Origin of the sequence: Salinigranum salinum (genome assembly GCF_009176545.1) — an archaeon.
Lineage (GTDB): Archaea > Halobacteriota > Halobacteria > Halobacteriales > Haloferacaceae > Salinigranum > Salinigranum salinum.
In genome coordinates this window covers 1,394,474-1,413,746 of record NZ_VTOJ01000001.1, presented here as the reverse complement: position 1 = coordinate 1,413,746, position 19,273 = coordinate 1,394,474, and the positions used below count along the sequence as shown (strand labels likewise).

Sequence of the window (19,273 nt, the reverse complement as noted above, 5' to 3'; positions counted from 1 at the left end):
CTCACGCGAAGAACGCCGCCAGCCGCTCGGCGGCCTCCTCGGCCCGTGGGGTACACAGCGCAAAGCGGATCCACTCGTCGCGGGCGCTCCCGAAGGCCTCGCCGGGCATCCCCGCGACGCCCCCTTCGTCGATGAGTTGTTTCACGTTCTCCATCGTGCCGGGGAAGCCGTCGAAGCGGGCGAGCACGTAGAAGGCACCCTCGGGACGGGAGTAGTCCGCACCCGCGGCGTCGAGTGCGTCGCAGAAGGCGTCGATCCGGGGTCGAAGCGTGTCACGAACCGCCTCGTAGTGTTCGGGTCCCGTCTCCTGGAGCGCGCGGAGGACCGCCGCCTGCGACGGTCGGGCCCCGGTGACGTTGACGAGCATGTGGCGCGTCTTCGCCTTCTCGATCAGCGACTCGGGGAACACCGCGTACCCCACCCGGAAGCCGGTGATGCTCATCGTCTTCGAGTACGACGAGGTGACCACGCGGTGCGCGGAGTCGATGGTGAGCGCCGACTCGAACGCGCCCGAGAAGTCGAAGTGGTCGTACACTTCGTCCGACAGAAGGAGAGCGTCGTGCGCCTCGGCGAGTTCGACGAGTGCCTCGACGTTCTCGCGGCGGTACACCGCCCCCGTGGGGTTGTTCGGGGTGTTGACGACGATGCACGCGGTCGCGTCCGAGACGGCGTCGCGCATCGCGTCCACGTCGAGGTGACCGTCCTCGTGGACGGGGACCATCCGGACGCTGCCGCCGAGCATCTGCGCCTTCCCGGGGTAGTACGGGTAGACGGGGTCGGTGAGGACGAACTCGTCGCCGGCGTCTCGTTCCATCGCCCGGGCCATCGCGAGGTAGTTCGCCTCCCCGCCGCCGTGGGTGACGATCACCTGCCCGGGATCGACGTCGCGGCGGGCGGCGATCTCCTCGCGAAGCTCGCGGAGGCCGTCGCTCGGCGGGTACTGGAACGCCGCGGTGGGCGCGTCGGCGTACTCGTGGAGTCCCTCGCGAAGCGCCGCCGGCGGGTCCCAGTCGGGGTTGCCGCTCACCATGTCCACGACGTCCCGGTCGGCGTGGTGGGCGTACTGGATGACGTGGAAGAACAGCGGCTCGTCGTAGTCCATACGAGGGGATGGAAAGCGAGGGTGTTGTCGTTTTCGTCCCGCTGGCGGGAGCACGCCACGGCGTGCCGGGACCAGGGAGATGGTGTGCGACGGGATCTGTGAAACCGAGTACGACGGGATCGGGAGGCCGAGTGCGACGGGGCCAGTGATGTCGAGTACGACGGGGTCGGGAGGCCGAGCGCGGGAACCGGCCGATCAGTCCGCGGCCGCTGGTGCCGACACTCGATCCGTCACCGTCCGGAGCGCCCGTTCCGTGTACTCCGCCAGCAAGGTGAGCCGGAACTGACCGGACGCCTGAATGTCGTCCATCAGCATCGTCGTGTCCACGTCGTCGGGCGCGCGTCCCGCCGCGACTTCGATCGTGGCGTCGTCGAGGCGTTCGCCGAGCAGGGCCTCCTCGACGGCCTCGAGGCGTACACCGTGATCCACGACCCCGTTGGCGCCGACGCGGGCCGACGTTACGGTGTCGCCGTCGAGCTCCAGAAGGGCCGCGACGCCGACCATCGCGTATCCCGACGACGGACTCGGCTTCTTGACGTACGCGCCGACTGCGTCGGCCGCCGACGGAACCTCGACCCGCGTCAGGATCTCGCTCGGCCCGACGTCGGTCGCGTACATCCCGAAGAAGAACTCCTCGGCGGGGACCGTCCGCTCCCCGTCGGGGCCCTGGACGACGAGCGTCGCCTCGGAAACCAGCGCGGCCGCGGGCAGGTCCGACGCCGGGTCCGCGTGCGCGAGATTGCCGCCGACTGTCCCGCGGTTGCGGACCTGCCGGTCGCCGACTCGTTCGGTCGCCGCGGTCAGCGCCGGGGCGTGTTCGTGGGCCGCGTCGACGGCCAGGAGGTCGCTGTAGCTCGTCGCCGCCCCGATCGCGAGCGTGTCGTCCTCGACGGCGACACCGTGGAGGTCGTCGATGCTCCCGATGTCGATCAGCACGTCCGGACTGGACAGCCCGGTCTTCATCGCCGGGAGCAGGCTGTGACCGCCTGCCAGGAGTTCGGTCTCCGCCGTCGCGTTCGCCTCGAGCAACTCGATCGCCTCCGCCACCGTCGTCGCCTCGTGGTAGTCGAACTCGTCGGGGAACATCAGCTGTCACCCCCCTCGTCGCGGGCGGGGTCGTCGTCCGACCCGCCGTCGACGGTGGCCCGGTCGGCGGCGGTCCAGACTCGCTCGGCCGTCAGCGGCATGTCGACGTGCGTGACCCCTCTGGGCGAGAGCGCGTCCACGACGGCGTTCACGGCGGCCGGTGGCGCGGCGATGGTGCCGGCCTCGCCGACACCCTTCACCCCGAGGGGGTTGTGTGGGCACGGCGTCACCGTGCTCTCGGTCTCCATCTCGGGGAGGTGCATCGCCTTCGGGACGGCGTAGTCCTGGAGGCTGCCGGTCACCAGAGTCCCGTTGGCGTCGTACTGAGCGCCCTCGTAGAGCGCCTGGCCGAGTCCCTGGGCGATCCCGCCGTGGATCTGTCCCTCGACGAGCTTCGGGTTGATCTGGGTGCCGACGTCGTCGACCGCGACGTATCGCTCGAACTCGATCTCGCCCGACGCGGGATCGACCTCCACGACGGCGACGTGCGTGCCGAAGGGGAAGACGAAGTTCGGCGGGTCGTACGAGGTGTGCGCCCGCAGTCCCGGCTCCACGTCGTCGGGCAACTCGTCCGGATCGTCCGCGATGTCGGCGACCTCGCGGATGGTGATCGACCGCTCGGGCGCGCCCGCGACGTGGAACGCGCCGGCCTCGAACTCGAGGTCCGCGGGCGCGACCTCCAGCTGGTGGGCCGCGATCGTCCGGGCTTTCTCGCGGACCTCCTCGGCGCTGTTGAACACCGCGCTGCCGCCGACCGGCGCAGAGCGCGAACCGTACGTCCCCCGGCCCTCCTCGACGACGTCTGTGTCGCCCTCGACGACCTCGATGTCGTCGTAGGGAACCCCCAGTCGGTCGGCCACGATCTGCGCGAAACTCGTCTCGTGGCCCTGCCCGTGTGAGTGGGTCCCCACCTTGACGACGACCTCGTCGGGGCTCTCGAACTCGACGGTGCTCGCCTCGAACAGGCCGGGGCCGACGCCGCAGGCCTCGATGTAACACGAGAAGCCGATGCCGAGGTAGCGGCCCTCCTCGCGCGCGGCCGCCTGGCGCTCGCGGAACGCCTCGTAGTCGGCGCGGTCGAGCGCGAGGTCGAGGGTTTTCTCGTAGTCGCCGCTGTCGTACTCGCGGCCGGCAGCCGCCTGGTAGGGGAACTGGTCCGGCCCGACGAAGTTCCGCCGGCGCAACTCGACCGGGTCGACGTCGAGCTGTCCCGCGGCGCGGTCCATCAGCCGCTCGATCAGATAGGTCGCCTCCGGCCGGCCGGCACCCCGGTAGGCGTCGACGGGCACCGTGTTGGTGAACGAGCCGGTGACGTGGGCGTAGAACGCCGGGACGTCGTACTGCCCGCAGAGCAACTCCGCGTAGTCGGGGGCGGCGACGCTCGCCTGCGCGGACGAGATGTACCCGCCGACGCCCACGTGCGTCTCCGTGCGAAGCCCGGTGATGTGGCCCTCGTCGTCGAAGGCGATCTCGGCGTGGGCCCGATGGTCGCGGCCGTGGGAGGTCGAGCTGAACCCCTCCGTGCGGGTCGCCTGCCACTTGATCGGTCGGTCGAGCTCCATCGCCGCGAAAGAGACGAGCGCCTCCTCGGGGTAGTGGTGGATCTTCGAGCCGAACCCGCCGCCGACGGCGGGCGCGCGGACCCGGATGTCGTCCTCGTCGAGCCCGAGCGTCTCGGCCAGCCACTCCTTGTGGAGGTGTGGGTTCTGCGAGGTCATCTCGACGGTCAGTCGGCCGTCGTCCGCGTCGTACCGGGCGACCGCCGCCCGCGTCTCCATGGCCGTCGGGATGAGCCGGTTGTTCTCGAGATCGAGTTCGACCACGTCGGCGGCGTCGGCGAACGCCGCGTCGACCGCCTCCTCGTCCCCGTGCTCCCACTCGAGTGCGACGTTGTCCGGCGCGTCGTCGTGGATGGGCGTCGCCTCATCCCCGACGGCCTCGACCGGATCGGTCACCGCGTCGAGCCGGTCGTACGAGACCTCGACGAGGGCGGCCGCGTCCGCCGCGGCGTACCGCGACTCCGCGACGACGACGGCGATGGGTTCACCCTGGAACCGGGTCCGTCCGTCGGCGAGGATCGGCCGGTCGGGGATGTGGGCGTAGTCCTCCTGCACCCAGACGGCGAGCGTACCCGGCACGTCGCTCGCGGCGACGTCGTCGTGGGTGTAGACGGCGAGGACGTCGTCGCGCTCCTCCGCGGCGCTCGTGTCGACGCCCTCGATCCGCGCGTGGCCGTACTGGCTCCGGGCGACGGCCATGAACGCCGTCCCCGGGTGGTGGATGTCGTCGACGTACTCGGCGTCGCCGGTGATCAGGGCCGGATCCTCCCGCCGTTCGAGGGGGGAGCCGAAGATCTCCGACGGGTCGATCTCGTCGATCGTCCGGGTGTGGACGGTCATTCGCGACCACCTGCCCCAGCGTCGTCGGCGTCAGTACCGGCAGCCGAACCGCCGTCGTCATCATCGCCATCGCCATCGCCGTCGCCGTCGTCTGTCGGCCAGCGGACCGCGCCGCCGTCCGCGACCGCCCCGCTCGACATCGCGGCTGCGGCGTTCTCGACGGCGTTGACGATGTTCTGGTAGCCCGTACACCGGCAGAGGTTCCCCTCGAGCCCCTCGCGGATCTCCTCGCGAGTGGGGTTCGGGTTCTCCTCGAGCAGTTCCGTCGCCGTCATGATCATCCCCGGAGTGCAGTAGCCGCACTGCAGACCGTGTTCCTCCTGGAACCCCCGCTGGACGGGGTGGAGCTCGCCGTCCGCGGCGGCGAGCCCCTCGATCGTCTCGATCTCCGCACCGTCGGCCTGGACCGCCAGCGCCGTGCAGGACTTCACCGCCTCGCCGTCGACGTGGACGGTGCAGGCGCCGCACAGGCTGGTCTCGCAGCCGACGTTCGCCCCCGTGTAGCCGAGTTCGTCGCGGAGCGCGTGGATCAAAAGCGTGCGCGCCTCGACCGTGAGTTCGTGTGCTGTGCCGTTGACCGTGAGTGTGATGTCGTGCTCTGTCATGGACGTGTCGTTAGCGATCTACGAGCGATCTGCGTCACCCTTCGAGCGACCGAGGACCCGGTCGACGAGACTTCCTCCGTCCGTGTCGTCTGCGGCGTCCGCGTCGTCGTTCGCGGCCGGTGCGTCGACGTCCGCGAGGGTCCGCTCGTGGAGCCGGTCCTGAACCGACGAGAAGAAGCGCTTGACGACCCGGTTGGCGACCGGGTTGACGACGCGCTGGCCCATCTGCGCGACGCGGCCGAACACGTCCGCCTCCGTCCCCCACTCGACGGCGACGCCGTCGTCGATCGCCGAGAGGGTCATCCACGAGTTCATCTCGAAGGAGCTGTCGCCGGAGCTGCCCGTGCCGGAGGCGGACATCTCCGGATACTCGCGACGGTCGATCGTCACCACCGTCTCGAAGGTCGGGTTGACGGGACCGACGCTGACCTGCATCAGTGCCGCGTAGTGGCCACCCTCCTCGAACGCCCGGTCCTCGACGACTGCCGGGTCGCTCGTCAGTTCCACGTCCCGGTCGGCCAGTTCCTCGCGCAACGCGTCGAAGTCGACGTCGGTGTCGTCGACCGCGACGAGGAACTGACACCCCGGCAACGATCGCTCGATCAACACCGGATCGGAGAGCGCGAGCCACACCTCGTCGACGGTCGTGTCCTCGAGTTCGAACGTCCCACTGAATTCCATAGTGTTACCTGCTGGCGTGTGCCAGTCACTCCGGTCGGATGATGTATTCCATACAACATAACGTTAATTGATTATGGAGTCTGCCAGCGCATCCAGCAGTCGCTCCCGGCGGTGGGTACGTTCGAGTGGGGCGTATGCGACCGGGAGTGGACCGACCCACGGCCGGAGACGCGACCGCGAGAACTCTGGCGAAACGCTTGAGTATCACGCGGGGGCAGGAGAGTCGTGAACAAGAAGGGCCACGTCCTGAACGCGGTGTTGCTCGGCGTCGGGCTGGGTGTGATCCTCACGGTGACCCCAACGACGCAGCCGACGACCGACGTCGTCGTCGAGAGCCTCGCTCGCGTGATCGAACTCTCCGTGCCCGTGACCCTCGGGGCGCTGTTCCCCGACGTCGACACGGCGTTCGGCAAACACCGCAAGACGCTCCACAACCTCCCCGTGCTCGGGGTGTTCGTCGGGTTCCCCCTGCTGTTCGGCAACCTCCAGTTCGTCTGGATCGGGGTCGCCACCCACTACCTCCTCGACGTGGTGGGGAGCCGCCGCGGGATCGCGCTGTTCTACCCGCTGTCGAAGACGGAGTACGGCTTCCCCTCCGGCGTGACGACGAGTTCGAGACACGCCGACGCCGTCACGGTCGTCATCACGGCGGTGGAACTCGGCGTGCTGGCCGCCGTCCACTACCTCGCGTACCCGCTCGACTCGGGCGTCGCGGGGCTGCAGGAGGTCACGACGGCTGCGCTCGCGGCGCTGTCTGCGCTGCTCTGAGTGTTCGGCTCGGTCCCGCTGCCCGACTCAGTACACCGCGACGTCGTCGAACCGGCCGCGATAGGCGATGTGGTCGGGGTGGGTCGGCTCCATCCCAGACAGCAGCAGTCGGTCGACCTTCCCCCAGGTGTTCTCGTACGCGAGGTGGGCGAACTCGACGGCACCACGGACGCGGTGGCCGGCACCCGATCGACGAATCACGCGCCGCGGGACACCCTCTCGGAGGGCACGAACGAGGTCCGTCTCGTCGTCGAGCGGACGCTCGAACGCCGTCCACGCCTCGCCGACCGTGGCGTGGAGGTGGGCGTACGACGACCCGAAAGCCGGAAGGCCCGTCTCGCGGACGACGGCTCCCATCGCCCGGTTCTGCCACGGGAGACACTTCGCGTTGTAGCGCTCGACGGCGTCGATCCGTTCGCGGTGGCGTCGAACGTCGGCGGCGTCGAGGCTCACGGTCAGGAGATCCGGGTGGGGGACGAGGACGGCCGCGCGCTGCCGTTCGCACTCGCGGATCGCCCCTTCCAGGGTGACGAAGTCGGGAACCGGCTCGGTGAGCCCGACGGCGAGGAGGTGCTTGCGGTCGCGCCACGAGCCGGTGAACAGCTCGCGGGCGGGGACGACGAGGAGGTCCTCGTCGGTGAACTCCCGGGCGCGAGCGCGGATGTCGGGGAGGCGGGTGAAGTGGGGCGCGTAGACGAGCACGTCGATACCGCGCGCCTTCGCCCGTTGGACCACGCGGTCGTCGAGGAGCTTCACGTGCATGTCGACTCGCGTCTCGGTCCCGCTCGCGTACGCCTCGCGCCTCACACGCGATCCGTGGAGTAGCCGCCAGTTAGTGGTTGCTATTCGGCGCGAATCGGGCGACGGAAGCCGGGCTCGCGAGTGGGCCGGGACCGAGAACGCGCCCCGTGTCGACCCACGAAACGGTTTTGCTCCCGGGCGGTGAGGAGTCGCACATGTCCCCTTGGCAGTGCGCGATCGCCGGGTGCGGTGCGAGCTTCGACGACGCCGAGGCCACGATCGTCCACCAGGCGACGGCACACGACCACCACACGTGCAAGATCTGCGACGCGGCCGTGCCCGAAGGCTACTTCGCGATTCGCCACGCGCTCGACGAGCACGGGCGTGCGGAGTACGTCCGCGCGTACGACGCCAGCGCCGACGACATCCGCGAACGCGAGTCGGTGAAGGCGGAGATCGAAGCGACGGTCGACGTCGACCGCGTGGTCGAGCGGGTCGAAGAGGAAGGCGGGTTCTAGGGGCCACGGCGCGTGGCAGGTGGACCGGGATGGGCGCAGCGACGACCGGAGTGACGGGGACACTCCGCGGGTCGGACGGGTTCGTTACGATCGAGTCATCAGAGACGAACCGTCCCTCCACCCCGACCCAGGAGAGACGTCGCCGTCACAACGGATAGCGGACGCCCGCTTCGGTCACGCGAGAGCGAAACGAGGGGGCGTCGAAGGACATCGACGTGTTCGTCAGTGGCGCGCGGCCTCCGGCCGCTCGCCCGTCGAGGAACGGTCCGAGGAGCTACCGCTCCTCGCTATCGAGCACGCGGATCTGGTCGCCGCGAACCGTCACGGGGATCGGAACCGTGGCCTCGTACAGTTCGACGGTGACCTGGTCTTTGCCCTCGTCGATGCGCTGGACGCGGGCCTTCTCGCCCTTGAACGGGCCGGCGACGAGTTCGACGATGTCGCCCTCGGCGATCCCCTCGACGTCGGGGGTCGGCGAGAGGAAGTGCTCGACCTCGGCCATCGACGACTGACCGACGGCGCCGCCCGAACTGACCAGTCCACGGGCGTGGGGGATCTCCTCCAGCACGCGCTCGATGACCGCGTTGTTGTCGGCCTCGACCATCACGTACGAGGTCAGCGAGTCGGGCGCGAGCACGGCGTGGATCTCCCGTTCCTCACGGTTGGCGATCATGTCCGCGACCGTCCGCTCCTGGCTCGCGGTCGTCTTGACGGCGAAGATCGGCACGGCTACACGCCTCCCGGGAGGAAGCTCATGATCGCGAAGATGACGAAGCCGAGAAAGCCCACGAGGAAGATGCCGGCCCCGGCGATCTTCGAGATCTGGGAGAACTCGTCCCAGGAGGGCGTCGACGCGAGCTTCAACACCCGAACGTAGCTGTTGAGATCGTACTTGACGTCCATGGTTGGTTGTGGGCGCTAGGGTGGCGGGCTTTTTCTATCTATTGATGACAGCGCAGGCCCGGACGACGACGGGACGAGGAGGGAACCGACCGAGGCCGTCGCTGTCGACTGTCGAAAACGGGGACGATCGAGAGCCGACGCCGCGACGCCGCGGACTACTCGACGAAGTCGATGTCGGCGGTGTCGGCCTCTGGCTGAACGTCGCTCCGGCCGTAGATCTGTGGCGACTCGACGCCCGTGACGACGATCATCGTCCGCATCGAGCCGTCGAGCTCCTCGTCGACGGAGGTGCCCCAGATGATGCGGGCTTCGGGGTCGATGCGCTCGTAGATCTCCTCGACGACGCCTTCGGCCTCCTCGATGCTCATGTCCGACCCGCCGGAGACGTTGACCAGCGCCGAGTTCGCCCCGGAGATGTCCACGTCCAGGAGGGGGGAGCGGAGCGCGCTCTTGACCGAGTCCTGTGCCTTCTGTTCGGAGTCCGACTCGCCGAGACCGATCATGGCGACGCCGCCGCGCTCCATCACCGTCTTGACGTCGGCGAAGTCGAGGTTGACCAGTCCCTGCTGCGTGATGAGCTCCGTGATGCCCTTCACCGAGCGCATCAGCACCTCGTCGCTCACCTTGAACGCCTGCTTCACGGGGAGTTTCCCCACGGCGTCGAGGAGCCGGTCGTTCGGGACGACGATGACCGTGTCGGCCACGTCGCGGAGCCGTTCCAACCCCGCCTCGGCGTTCGTCCGGCGGACCTCGCCCTCGGCGGTGAAGGGGGTGGTGACGATGGCGATGGTGAGTGCGCCGGCCTCGCGTGCGGCCTTCGCGACCACGGGTGCCGACCCGGTTCCCGTGCCACCACCGAGTCCGGCGGTGACGAACACCATGTCCGACCCCTGGATGGAGTCGTGGATGTCCTCTTGGGACTCGAGGGCGGCCTCTTCGCCGACCTGTGGCAGGGAGCCGGCACCGCGTCCCTGGGTCTTCTGCTCGCCGATCAGGATCTTGGTGTCGGCCTCGACGCTCACCAGGTGCTGGACGTCGGTGTTGGCGGCGACGAGCTTCGCACCCTTGATTCCCTCCTCGGCCATCCGGTGGACGGTGTTTCCGCCGGCACCGCCGCAGCCCACGACCGTGATGTTCGTCTGGAGGTCACGGAGGACGTCCTTCAGCTGGTCGTCCGTCATCGTGCCCGACTGTTCTGCCGAATGCGAGGGTTCGTCGACACCGTTTGTCGTCCCATCCTCCATCCGTTCGGCCTCATCGATTGCGTTGTCGACGATGGAGTCCATACGTTATGCCCCCCTGTTCCGGGGGGACCCACATTATCTTTCCCCTGATGTCATACGCCTGTCTGACGCTCTGTCGGGCGATTACGCGCACTTTATACCTGAAATCTGACAATCCTATCGCGGTGGACGTCGGCGGGATCGACCCAGCGGCCGTCGACCTCGACCGCGTCCCCGCTTGCGAGGCGGCCGAACGCCGGTCCGGGTTCGACACCGAGGTCGGCCGCGGCGTCGGGGTCGAACGCCGACTCGCGGGCGACGACGACGTCCCCCTCGCGGGACACCTCGCTGTACCGCTCGCGGAGGACCGCACAGAGCCCCGCGACGAGGCGGTCGTAGGCGGCGACGACGTCGGAGTCGCCACTGGCGTCGGAAGTGGCCACCGCGTCGGCATCTGGGCCGGTGTCGTGCGTGCCCGTACCGGCGTCCGAGGCGGAGTCCGTGTCGGTGTCGAGTGCATCCGTCTCGCCGTCGGCCACGTCGTCACGGACCGGGAGCGCCGCCCGCTCGGTCGGTCGCTGACCGGATTCCGCGGTCCGGTAGCCGACGGAGTGGTCGGCGACAGCGTCGCGCACCGCCGCGGCGTCGATCCCCAGCGCCGCGTCGAGGAGGTCGTCGGGGAGGTCGACCACGGCGAAGTCGGGGGCACGCTCGGCGTCTGGTGTGTCGTCGCCTCCGGCGAGGCCGACCCGCGCGTGCGTCCCGAAGCGGAGACCATCGTCGACCGAGCCGAGCGCGCCCTCGACGCGCGAGACGAGCGAGCGCGGGACCGCGGCCGTCGTCCGGAGGAAGGTCTCGCTCACGACGCGGAACCCCGCCTCCGCGACGACCGAGACGAGGGCAGGGCGGTCGCCGTCGACGACCGCGAGGTCGGCGGCACTCGCCTCGAACGCCGCCCGGATCACGTCGCGGCGGGTCTCGGGGTGGCCCATCGCCTCCAGCGGCCAGTCGGCGCCGATGTGACCGACCGCCCAGTCGGTCTCGCGGACGATCCGCTCGAACCGGGGCGCGTAGTGGCCGCCGCCGAAGCCGACGACGTGCCGCGTCCGGTCGCCGTCGTGCCGGTCGGGGACGACGTCGGCGAGGGCCAGAACGGCCCTCGCGACCGCGCGAGCGCCGTCGGGGTCGTCCCACTCATCCGGACCCGACCCGAGTTCGACGAACATCGACGGACAGCCCACGCGGGAGGGGCCGTGGTGAGTGCACTCGATGCCGACGTCGTAGCCGTCGGGAGCGTGGTCGGCGAGGGCGGCGACGACCGCCTTCTGCGCCTCGGGGCAGGCCCGCGCGAGGTCGCCGTCCGCGCCGCCGTACTCCGCGGGGCCGAAGTTGCCAGTGAAGTGCGCCGAGAGCAGGGGGCCGGTCTCGCCGGAGTGCCGGGAGAGAAAGAGGAGCAGCGACGGATCGTCGAACGCCTCGGCCGCGTCGCTGAGGTGGAGGTGGAGATCGTCGAACGTCCGGAGTTCGAAGCCCAGGCGGCGGTGGTACGTCCCGCCGCCCGCGCCTTCGGGGCGGTTCTCGTCGACGCGCTCGGTCCAGTCCGCGAGCGCGAGCACCTGTTCGCCGATGTGTTCGGAGGCGCGGTCGGCACGGCTGACGACGAGCGCGATCACGGTGTTGTGTTCGTCTCCGTGCGGTAAAACGGGGTCGGTTCGGATCTCGAGTAATACGGGGTCGGTTCGGGACGGTCCAGCGTGTCGGTTCCCGACCTCAATCGGCGTGGTCCACCCCGGTATCGGAGCGACCCATGGCCTCCCGTGCGGTAGCTTTCGTCCGTCCGAACAGCCAGCGGAGTTCGTCGCGTCGGGTCGCGAACAACGCGATCCCCAGGAGCAGGTAGACCGCCGTGTAGGCGTACAGGATGTAGAGGCTGTAGGTGGAGGCGAGCGGTTCGGCGACGGTCCTGATGACGACGAACTCCGCGAGGACCTGCGTGATGAACAGGCCGAAGAGGCCGACGGCCTCCCGGAGCGAGATCTCGAAGTTCGTCAGGATGGCGATGGCGAAGAAGCTCTGCGCGGCGGTGATCCAGATCTCGGCCACCTGTTTCCCGTCGAACGGGAGCGCGGCCACCTGGCCGGCGGCGATGGAGTAGACGACCGCGAGCGTCCCGATGAGGAGCGTCCACTGGTTCAGCTTCGACGAGATGAGGGCGTTGAATCCCGCCGTCGACCGGGCCTTGTTGACCAGATAGGCGACGACGATGAGTTCAGGGCTCTCCGAGGCGAGCGGTGCGACCCACTGGATCATGAAAAAGGGCGGGATGCCCGCCTGCTTGCCGAGATCCTCGAGTCCGTGGGCGAACGGTTCGACCGCGGTCAGGATGAGGAGCCCCGAGAAGGCGAAGAGGAACAGCACCGTGGCGATCCGGCGCGGTTTCCTGTAGGCCTGGAAGTACGCCGGGACGCCGACCTGTTCCTCGTGGGTGTCGACGTCGCCGCGGATGATGATCGCGATGTAGAGCGCGTAGAGACCGACCAGGATGACCGTGTCGAGGATGCCGATACCACCCATCGTGCTGGTTCCGTCGAACGTCGCGGCGCTGAGTGGGACCAAGAACGCGTACGCCGTCGCGGCGAACAGGAACGCGATCTCGGTGGAGATGTCGCGGTCGAGGTGGACCACGTCGCCGAGGAAGCCCGAGCGGTGTTCGACGGCCGGGTCGTCCGTCGCGCGAGCCTTGTAGACGGTGAACACCGCGATGGCGGACCAGCCGAGACCGATGAGGATGCGGTTCGCACCGGTCATGTTCGCGACGGCGAGGTTCGCCGCCTCGGTCCCGCGTGGCGTACCGACGTTCGCTCCGGCGGTCCACGCGTACAGCGCGTCGACGGCGTACTCCGGCGCGACGGCGAGCACGGCGAGCACGGCGAGCGCGAACGCACGGGGGACGTCCTTCTCGGCGGTTTCAGCACCCCAGGCGAGGAGGAACGACGCGCCGAGGACGGCGACCCCGCTCACGGCCACCGTCGTGAGCGTCTCGAACGAGGCGTGCGCACCGGTGGCCCAGGAGAGAAACCAGGGGAGCGTGAGCGTCACCGCGACCACGACCGCGACGAGCGGGTGACGCACTCGAGAACTCATATCTGGCACGAACGAACCGAGACAGATATTCATTCCCCTTTCTGTCAGTCCGGCCAGCCGTCGGCGTGGCGGTCCCCGGGTCGTGCCGTCGTCCGGCGACGAACGGGAGCCGATTCGTGGGCGTCCTCCCGCGTCGTCAGTGACACCGCCGAGGACACGACCGGTACCGGAGGGCACGAGCGACGCCAGAGGCGACTCAGATGAGCAGGACGACTCAGACGAGCAGGACGACGAACGAGGCGTAGCCGCCGAGGAGGAGCGCGCCGTCGAGTCGCGAGACGTCGCGGTCGTGGATCATGAGCGCGACGCCGCCGAGGGTGAAGGCGACGAGCACGGGGAGGTCGACCGTGACGACCGAGCGGGGGACGTTGACCGGGACGAACAGCGCGAGGACGCCGAGCACGGCGAGCACGTTGTAGATGTTCGAGCCGACGACGTTCGCGACGCTGACGGTCCCCTCGTCGCGTCGGGCGCTCACCACGGAGGTCGCGAGTTCCGGGAGAGAGGTCCCGAGCGCGAGGACGGTGAGGCCGACCACGCGCGTCGGGACGCCGAAGCCGGCGAGCAGTCCCGTACCGCCGTCGATGAGGGCGCGTGCGCCGACGAGAAGCGCCAGGAGACCGGCACCGACCAGGAGCAGGTCCCGTGGAGCCGCCGACCGGACGGAGCCGCGGCCACCGCTCGACCGGAGGAGGAGGGTCGCGGTGAACGCCGCGAGCGCCAGGAGGAGGACGCCCCCGTCGACGGCGGAGATGCGGCCGTCGACCGCGAGGACCACCAGGAGAGCGGTCGCGCCGAGCATGAACGGGACGTGTCGCCGGAGCACCTCGCCGTCGACGTCGAACGGTCGGACCAGGGCGGCGGTGCCCAGCACGAGGCCGACGTTGGCGATGTTCGACCCGACGACCGCACCGAGCCCGAGCGCGGTGGAGTAGCCCGCACCCGCGAGCACCGCGACGAACAGTTCGGGCGTGGTGGTGGCGAAGGCGACGACGGTGACGCCGACGACCGCCGCGCGGATGCCGAGCCCGAGCGCGAGGCTGGCAGCGCCGCGGACGAGCGCTTCCGCGCCGAGATAGAGGGCGAGAACGCCGACGCCGACGAACGCGGCGTCGACCCACACGGGGGAGAGCATACCCCACGTACTCGGCCGGGAGACAAAACGTCGCCGTGAGAGTGAAAGACACACGCGACGAGCGGGCCGCCGGGCACCGGCGAACGAGCCGCGGAGCACGTGCGAGGAGCGGACCACTTTTGTACCCCGACGGACACCGCCGAGCATGGCCATGCAGGTGTTCGGACTCGTCGGCAACCCCGTCGGGCACTCGCTGTCGCCGCCGATGCACGAGGCCGCCTACGAGGCGCTCGGGATCGACGCACGCTACGTCACGTTCGAGCCCGCGGTCGACGAGATCGACCGGGCGGTCGAGGGGGCGGCCGCGCTCGGGATCGCGGGATTGAACGTCACGATCCCGTTCAAGCGGGACGTGCTCGACCTCGTCGACCCGGACCCGCTGGCGGCACGGATCGGTGCCGTGAACACGGTCGACTTCTCGACCACGCCACCCAGCGGCCACAACACCGACGCGGCGGGCGTGACGCGGTCGTTCACCCACCACGGCGTCGACCTCGACGGTCGCGACGCCGTCGTCGTCGGGGCCGGGGGAGCGGGGCGGGCGGTCGCGTTCGCGCTCGCCGACGCCGGCTGTGCCGTCCACGTCGCCAACCGCACGGTCGAGACGGCCGAGGAACTCGCCGCCTCCGTGGGAGGGGCCACCGCGGGGGGACTCGACACGCTCGAGCGGATCGCCGGGGCGGACGTGCTCGTCAACGCGACGAGCGTCGGGATGGACGAGGACGCCTCGCCCGTCCCAGCCGAGCACCTCCACGGCGACCTCGCCGTGCTCGACGCGGTGTACAGTCCGATCGAGACCCGACTCCTGCGCGAGGCGCGTGCGGCGGGCGCGACGACGATCGACGGCGCGTGGATGCTCCTCTTCCAGGGCGTCGACGCGTTCGAGCGGTGGACCGGCCACGACGCGCCGGTCGACGCGATGAACGACGCGTTGCGGGCGCGCCTCTGAAACCCAGACCGAGCGACAGAGCCCGCCTGCCGACGAAGGGTTTTAAATACGAGCGGGCGTAGGGCGAGGCATGACACGGACCTGTGAGGAACGCGCAGTGGAGACCGTCACGGGAGCTGGTGTGTGATGGGGCTCCTCGACACCATCAAGACGCTACTCGGGCTGGGCGGCGACGACGGTCGACGCCGCGACGACGACGTCGGCGTCACGGTCGAACGAGACACGCGCGAGGCACGGACGGAGAGCGAGTCGGCGGTGAAGGCGCCCGCGGACGAGGCACCCGGTGGAGAGACGGCGGACGGCGACGACGCCGAGCCGGTGGCGGCCGAGACGGACGCGGCGGCCTCGACTGCGTCGATGGTCGACGAACCCGAGAGCACCGAGGAGGCCGCGGAACCCGCCGAGGCCGTCGGCGGGGACGACGAGGACGACACCGAGGTCGACACCGAACCTCCGGAGACGGCGGAGGCAGCCGCGACGGGGACGGAGGCGGCCGCGTCGACCGGGTCGATGGTCGACGAGAACGTCGAAGACGAGGCGGCCGAACCGGCAGAGGCCGTCGAAACGCCGACGACCGACGCCGACAAGTCGGAGACGGCGAGTGCGGCAGTCGACGAGAACGACGAGGAAGCGGTGGAGACCGACGCCGGCGTGGGGGGAGACGAGGAGGAAGCGGAAGTCGACACCGACGAGGAGGAGGAGACGGAAGCCGACACCGGGGAAGAGACGGAGGCCGACGACGACGAAGGGGAGACGGAGTCCGGCACCGACGCGGCGGGGAGCACGTCGCCCGACGAGATCAAGGGGATCGGCCCGGCGTACTCGAGCCGGCTCGCGGACGAGGGGATCACGACCGTCGCGGAACTGGCCGCCGCGGACGCCGGCGAGGTGGCCGACGCCATCGACGTCTCGGAGAAGCTCGTCTCGCAGTGGATCGAACGTGCGAAGGAGTACTGAGCGCGCCGCTTCCACGCGTGCTCGGGTCGATCGAGGAGACGGTGTCCGCGACGAGGCGCACCGACAACACCGATCCGAGACGAGCGTGACGAACGGGACGAGTGACGACTCCGTGCACACGAGCCGCGTCGCGAGGCCACGCCACGAGCCCACGGACGCACCGGAGCCGGAAGGCCGATGATCCCGGCGAACGTCGATCCGTCCCGATGACACGGGGCGACGCGACCGACGCGGGAGAGGGCGGAGACGGCCAGGCGCCGACGGACGAGTTCGTCTACCACGTCGACGGGGAGCTCCATCCCGCGAGCGAGGCGACCGTGTCAGTCCGTGACAGAGGGTTCATGTACGGCGACGCGGCGTTCGAGACGCTACGGGCGTACGGCGGCGAGGTGTTCGAGTGGGAGGCACACGCCGAGCGCCTCGCCGGGACCTGTGAGGCCCTCCAGCTCGACCACGGCCTCTCCGACGAGACCCTCCACGAGCGCGTCCGGGAGACGCTCGCCGCCAACGAGCTCACCGAGGCGTACGTCCGTCTCTCCGTCACACGGGGTGTCCAGCCCGGCAAACTCACGCCCGCGCCCGAGGTGGATCCGACGGTCGTCGTCCTGGTCAAAGAGCTCCCGCGCGGGGGCCGCGGGAGCGACCCGGTCTGGAACGGTCCGGCGACGGTCCAGACGGTGAAGACCCGCCGCGTGCCCGACCGCGCGATCCCGGCACGGGCGAAGACGCACAACTACCTCAACGGGATCCTGGCTCGGCTCGAACTCCGGGTGACGGGGACCGACGAGGCGCTGATGCTCGATTCGGAGGGGAACGTCGCCGAGGGAGCGACGAGCAACGTCTTCTTCGTCTCCGACGAGGCGCTCTGTACGCCGTCGCTCGACGGACCGGTGCTCCCCGGCGTCACCCGCGACGTCGTCATCGAACTCGCCCGCGCCGAGGGAATCCCCGTGCGCGAGGGGCAGTTCACCCCCGACGACGTCCGTGGTGCCGCCGAGGTGTTCCTGACGAACACGACGTGGGAGCTGCGACCCGTCGCGACCGTCGACGGGATCGACTGCGGTGGCGGGCCGGTCACGACCCTCCTGTCGCGGCTGTTCGACGAGCGGGTCGAACAGGGGCACTACCGGTCGAAAACGGACGGTGTCGACGCGGACGACGCCGACGGAGAGACGGCCGGTGGCGTCGACAGCCCGTGGGACGTCAGCGACAGCAGGTGAGGCCGGACCGGATCTCCGGAGGCCGTCCATCACACCGAAGAGGCCCGACACAGGGCGCGATCCGCGTTCGGCTCGCGCGGGAGGTGGGCATCCGGGAAGTGAGGACACGTGAGCCGAACGACCGGTGGACACGAGCGTCGGCGAACGGCCAGTATTTTGACGTTCGTCGGGCGACCACTCGGTCCTACCATCGATGAAACTCGCGCTCGACTGGACACCGAACACGAACCACACGGGGATCTACGTCGCCCGGGCGAAAGGGTACTACGACGACGTCGACGTGGACCTCTCGATCCACTCGCCGGCCGAAGACGACTACGAGACGACGCCGGCCAAGCGCGTCGCCACCGGGGAGGCGACGGTCGCCATCGCCCCGTCGGAGAGCGCGATCAGCTACCACACCCACCCCGACTACCCGTCGCTGACCGCGATCGCCGCGGTCTGCCAGTGCGACACCAGCGCGATCGTCACGCTCGCGTCGAGCGGGATCGACCGACCGAAAAAATTGGACACGAAGACGTACGCATCGTACGGCGCACGGTTCGAGGATCACATCGTTCGGCAGCTCGTCCGCAACGACGGCGGGGAAGGCGACGTCGAGATCGTCACCCCGCCGAAGCTCGGAATCCCGAACACGCTGCTCGACGGCACGGCGGACGCGACGTGGGTGTTCGTGCCGTGGGAGGGCGTCCAGGCTGAACGAGATGGGATCGATCTGAACGCGTTCTCCCTCGACGAGTACGGCGTTCCCTACGGCTACACTCCGGTGCTGCTCGCCCACCCGACGACGATCGACGACGAACCCGAGTTGCTGGCGCGGTTTCTCGACGCGACGCGGCGTGGCTACGAGTTCGCCGCCGCCGACCCGGAGGAGGCCGCACGACTGCTCGCGGAGACCGCCGACGGCCCGGGGCTCGACGACGAGTCGTTCCTCGTGGAGAGCCAGCGGCGGATCGCACCGGCGTATCTCTCGGGAGGTGAGTGGGGCAGGATGCGTCACGAGCGGTGGGCGGAGTTCGTCGCGTGGCTCGCGGACGAGGAGATCTTACAGACGATCGACGGCGACTACATGTCGGCCGGCGAGATCGATGTCGGGGCGCTGTACACGAACACGCTACTCGGCGGAACGGATCGTAACGGTTGATTACGCGCCGTCCCAACCGGAGGTATGGACGACGACCGGCACGTCGCGTCGCTCGACGAAGTGCCGTCCGACGGGACGCTCCTGTTCACCGTGCGTGACGGCGACGGCCTCGCGGAGGTCATCCTCGTCCGGTTCGACGACGGGGTGAGTGCGTACAAAAACTACTGTCAACACTGGACTGACGTTCGGCTCGACAAGGGGTCCGGTGCACTGGTACGAAACGACGAGATCGTCTGTCAGAAACACGCTGCCACGTTCGAGTGCGACTCGGGCTACTGCAACTTCGGCCCCTGCGAGGGCTCGTATCTCGATACGGTCGAGATCACGGTGAGGGACGGAGAGGTGTTCCTGACCGACGACGAGTACACCTTCGAACGGCTCGGTCCCTCCGGAGAGACGGCACAGTCGTCGGGCAGTCGCATCGACTTCACGGGGACCTGATCGAGGACGGGTCGCCCGGGCGGTTCGATGGCCGAAGGCCCGGTGACGGACGCGGGCGGTCGACCATGGGATCGTATTCCGATATAATTAGTTGTATTCTATCTCCGTCTATCCCCGGCGTGTCTCGCGCGTCGTTCGTCGTCCCACCGGGGAGGAACCACCCCGTCCGTCCGGTGGTCTCCCGGTTCAGTGAGCAGGGGGTGAGAGCAGAGATCCCTCGTCGTCGAATCGCCGGCGCCTGCCTGAAGGGACGAGAC

At 69.4% G+C, this 19,273-nt stretch carries 19 protein-coding genes; 7 read left to right on the top strand and 12 right to left on the bottom strand.

The window, feature by feature from the left end:
• Position 1 precedes the first annotated feature (1 nt).
• The 5 genes from FZP69_RS06725 to FZP69_RS06705 form a co-directional block, all read right to left on the bottom strand.
• Positions 2-1,102, bottom strand: coding sequence for a pyridoxal phosphate-dependent aminotransferase (locus FZP69_RS06725; protein WP_152040565.1), 1,101 nt, complete (start codon positions 1,100-1,102; stop codon positions 2-4).
• Between the two features lie 195 nt (positions 1,103-1,297).
• Positions 1,298-2,188, bottom strand: a complete 891-nt coding sequence (locus FZP69_RS06720; RefSeq protein ID WP_152040564.1) for an FAD binding domain-containing protein — start codon at positions 2,186-2,188, stop codon at positions 1,298-1,300.
• The gene (locus FZP69_RS06715) at positions 2,188-4,587 is read right to left on the bottom strand and encodes a xanthine dehydrogenase family protein molybdopterin-binding subunit (protein WP_152040563.1); all 2,400 of its coding nucleotides are present in this window, start codon (positions 4,585-4,587) and stop codon (positions 2,188-2,190) included. The genes FZP69_RS06720 and FZP69_RS06715 overlap by 1 nt, the downstream gene beginning before the upstream one ends.
• A complete protein-coding gene (locus FZP69_RS06710) occupies positions 4,584-5,192 on the bottom strand; it encodes a (2Fe-2S)-binding protein (RefSeq protein ID WP_152040562.1) in 609 nt (202 codons plus the stop codon). The genes FZP69_RS06715 and FZP69_RS06710 overlap by 4 nt, the downstream gene beginning before the upstream one ends.
• 18 nt (positions 5,193-5,210) lie before the next feature.
• Positions 5,211-5,873, bottom strand: coding sequence for a CoxG family protein (locus tag FZP69_RS06705; protein WP_152040561.1), 663 nt, complete (start codon positions 5,871-5,873; stop codon positions 5,211-5,213).
• Between the two features lie 225 nt (positions 5,874-6,098).
• On the opposite strand from FZP69_RS06705, the gene FZP69_RS06700 reads away from it, so the two are divergent.
• Positions 6,099-6,641 (top strand): metal-dependent hydrolase, encoded by a 543-nt coding sequence (locus FZP69_RS06700; RefSeq protein ID WP_152040560.1) that lies wholly within the window; start codon positions 6,099-6,101, stop codon positions 6,639-6,641.
• Between the two features lie 27 nt (positions 6,642-6,668).
• Here FZP69_RS06700 and FZP69_RS06695 read toward each other — a convergent pair whose 3' ends face one another.
• Entirely contained in the window at positions 6,669-7,403 is a 735-nt protein-coding gene (locus FZP69_RS06695) for a PHP-associated domain-containing protein (protein WP_152041539.1), read from the bottom strand.
• A gap of 194 nt (positions 7,404-7,597) precedes the next feature.
• Between FZP69_RS06695 and FZP69_RS06690 the strand changes: the two genes are divergently transcribed.
• Complete coding sequence (locus tag FZP69_RS06690) at positions 7,598-7,900, top strand: DUF7565 family protein (RefSeq protein ID WP_152040559.1); 303 nt, start codon at positions 7,598-7,600, stop codon at positions 7,898-7,900.
• A gap of 274 nt (positions 7,901-8,174) precedes the next feature.
• Here FZP69_RS06690 and FZP69_RS06685 read toward each other — a convergent pair whose 3' ends face one another.
• From FZP69_RS06685 to FZP69_RS06660, 6 genes are all read right to left on the bottom strand, one after another.
• On the bottom strand, positions 8,175-8,627 hold the full coding sequence (locus FZP69_RS06685) for a transcription elongation factor Spt5 (RefSeq protein ID WP_152040558.1): 453 nt from the start codon (positions 8,625-8,627) through the stop codon (positions 8,175-8,177).
• Positions 8,628-8,629: 2 nt separating this feature from the next.
• A complete protein-coding gene (locus FZP69_RS06680; RefSeq protein WP_152040557.1) occupies positions 8,630-8,803 on the bottom strand; it encodes a protein translocase SEC61 complex subunit gamma in 174 nt (57 codons plus the stop codon).
• 155 nt (positions 8,804-8,958) lie between these two features.
• Positions 8,959-10,089 (bottom strand): cell division protein FtsZ, encoded by a 1,131-nt coding sequence (gene ftsZ, locus FZP69_RS06675; RefSeq protein WP_152040556.1) that lies wholly within the window; start codon positions 10,087-10,089, stop codon positions 8,959-8,961.
• A gap of 92 nt (positions 10,090-10,181) precedes the next feature.
• Entirely contained in the window at positions 10,182-11,699 is a 1,518-nt protein-coding gene (locus FZP69_RS06670) for a D-aminoacyl-tRNA deacylase (protein WP_152040555.1), read from the bottom strand.
• Positions 11,700-11,796: 97 nt separating this feature from the next.
• The gene (locus FZP69_RS06665; protein ID WP_152040554.1) at positions 11,797-13,170 is read right to left on the bottom strand and encodes a sodium:calcium antiporter; all 1,374 of its coding nucleotides are present in this window, start codon (positions 13,168-13,170) and stop codon (positions 11,797-11,799) included.
• A 214-nt stretch (positions 13,171-13,384) separates the two neighbouring features.
• Entirely contained in the window at positions 13,385-14,305 is a 921-nt protein-coding gene (locus FZP69_RS06660; RefSeq protein WP_152040553.1) for a calcium/sodium antiporter, read from the bottom strand.
• Between the two features lie 151 nt (positions 14,306-14,456).
• Between FZP69_RS06660 and FZP69_RS06655 the strand changes: the two genes are divergently transcribed.
• From FZP69_RS06655 to FZP69_RS06635, 5 genes are all read left to right on the top strand, one after another.
• A complete protein-coding gene (locus FZP69_RS06655; RefSeq protein ID WP_152041538.1) occupies positions 14,457-15,254 on the top strand; it encodes a shikimate dehydrogenase in 798 nt (265 codons plus the stop codon).
• 126 nt (positions 15,255-15,380) lie between these two features.
• The gene (locus FZP69_RS06650; protein ID WP_152040552.1) at positions 15,381-16,211 is read left to right on the top strand and encodes a helix-hairpin-helix domain-containing protein; all 831 of its coding nucleotides are present in this window, start codon (positions 15,381-15,383) and stop codon (positions 16,209-16,211) included.
• 206 nt (positions 16,212-16,417) lie between these two features.
• Entirely contained in the window at positions 16,418-17,431 is a 1,014-nt protein-coding gene (locus FZP69_RS06645) for an aminotransferase class IV (protein ID WP_152040551.1), read from the top strand.
• Positions 17,432-17,624: 193 nt separating this feature from the next.
• Positions 17,625-18,575: an ABC transporter substrate-binding protein gene (locus FZP69_RS06640; RefSeq protein ID WP_152040550.1), complete on the top strand. Its 951-nt coding sequence runs from the start codon at positions 17,625-17,627 to the stop codon at positions 18,573-18,575.
• 24 nt (positions 18,576-18,599) lie between these two features.
• Positions 18,600-19,016 (top strand): Rieske (2Fe-2S) protein, encoded by a 417-nt coding sequence (locus FZP69_RS06635; protein WP_152040549.1) that lies wholly within the window; start codon positions 18,600-18,602, stop codon positions 19,014-19,016.
• The last annotated feature ends 257 nt before the right edge of the window (positions 19,017-19,273 follow it).

Bases quoted from the DNA above. Each gene is read 5' to 3' on its own strand.
- FZP69_RS06635 (WP_152040549.1), top strand. From the start codon at position 18,600: ATGGACGACGACCGGCACGTCGCGTCGCTCGACGAAGTGCCGTCCGAC.
- ftsZ (WP_152040556.1), bottom strand. From the start codon at position 10,089: ATGGACTCCATCGTCGACAACGCAATCGATGAGGCCGAACGGATGGAG.
- FZP69_RS06650 (WP_152040552.1), top strand. From the start codon at position 15,381: ATGGGGCTCCTCGACACCATCAAGACGCTACTCGGGCTGGGCGGCGAC.
- FZP69_RS06655 (WP_152041538.1), top strand. From the start codon at position 14,457: ATGCAGGTGTTCGGACTCGTCGGCAACCCCGTCGGGCACTCGCTGTCG.
- FZP69_RS06645 (WP_152040551.1), top strand. From the start codon at position 16,418: ATGACACGGGGCGACGCGACCGACGCGGGAGAGGGCGGAGACGGCCAG.
- FZP69_RS06640 (WP_152040550.1), top strand. From the start codon at position 17,625: ATGAAACTCGCGCTCGACTGGACACCGAACACGAACCACACGGGGATC.
- FZP69_RS06710 (WP_152040562.1), bottom strand. From the start codon at position 5,192: ATGACAGAGCACGACATCACACTCACGGTCAACGGCACAGCACACGAA.
- FZP69_RS06660 (WP_152040553.1), bottom strand. From the start codon at position 14,305: ATGCTCTCCCCCGTGTGGGTCGACGCCGCGTTCGTCGGCGTCGGCGTT.
- FZP69_RS06705 (WP_152040561.1), bottom strand. From the start codon at position 5,873: ATGGAATTCAGTGGGACGTTCGAACTCGAGGACACGACCGTCGACGAG.
- FZP69_RS06725 (WP_152040565.1), bottom strand. From the start codon at position 1,102: ATGGACTACGACGAGCCGCTGTTCTTCCACGTCATCCAGTACGCCCAC.
- FZP69_RS06680 (WP_152040557.1), bottom strand. From the start codon at position 8,803: ATGGACGTCAAGTACGATCTCAACAGCTACGTTCGGGTGTTGAAGCTC.
- FZP69_RS06715 (WP_152040563.1), bottom strand. From the start codon at position 4,587: ATGACCGTCCACACCCGGACGATCGACGAGATCGACCCGTCGGAGATC.
- FZP69_RS06720 (WP_152040564.1), bottom strand. From the start codon at position 2,188: ATGTTCCCCGACGAGTTCGACTACCACGAGGCGACGACGGTGGCGGAG.
- FZP69_RS06665 (WP_152040554.1), bottom strand. From the start codon at position 13,170: ATGAGTTCTCGAGTGCGTCACCCGCTCGTCGCGGTCGTGGTCGCGGTG.
- FZP69_RS06690 (WP_152040559.1), top strand. From the start codon at position 7,598: ATGTCCCCTTGGCAGTGCGCGATCGCCGGGTGCGGTGCGAGCTTCGAC.
- FZP69_RS06695 (WP_152041539.1), bottom strand. From the start codon at position 7,403: ATGCACGTGAAGCTCCTCGACGACCGCGTGGTCCAACGGGCGAAGGCG.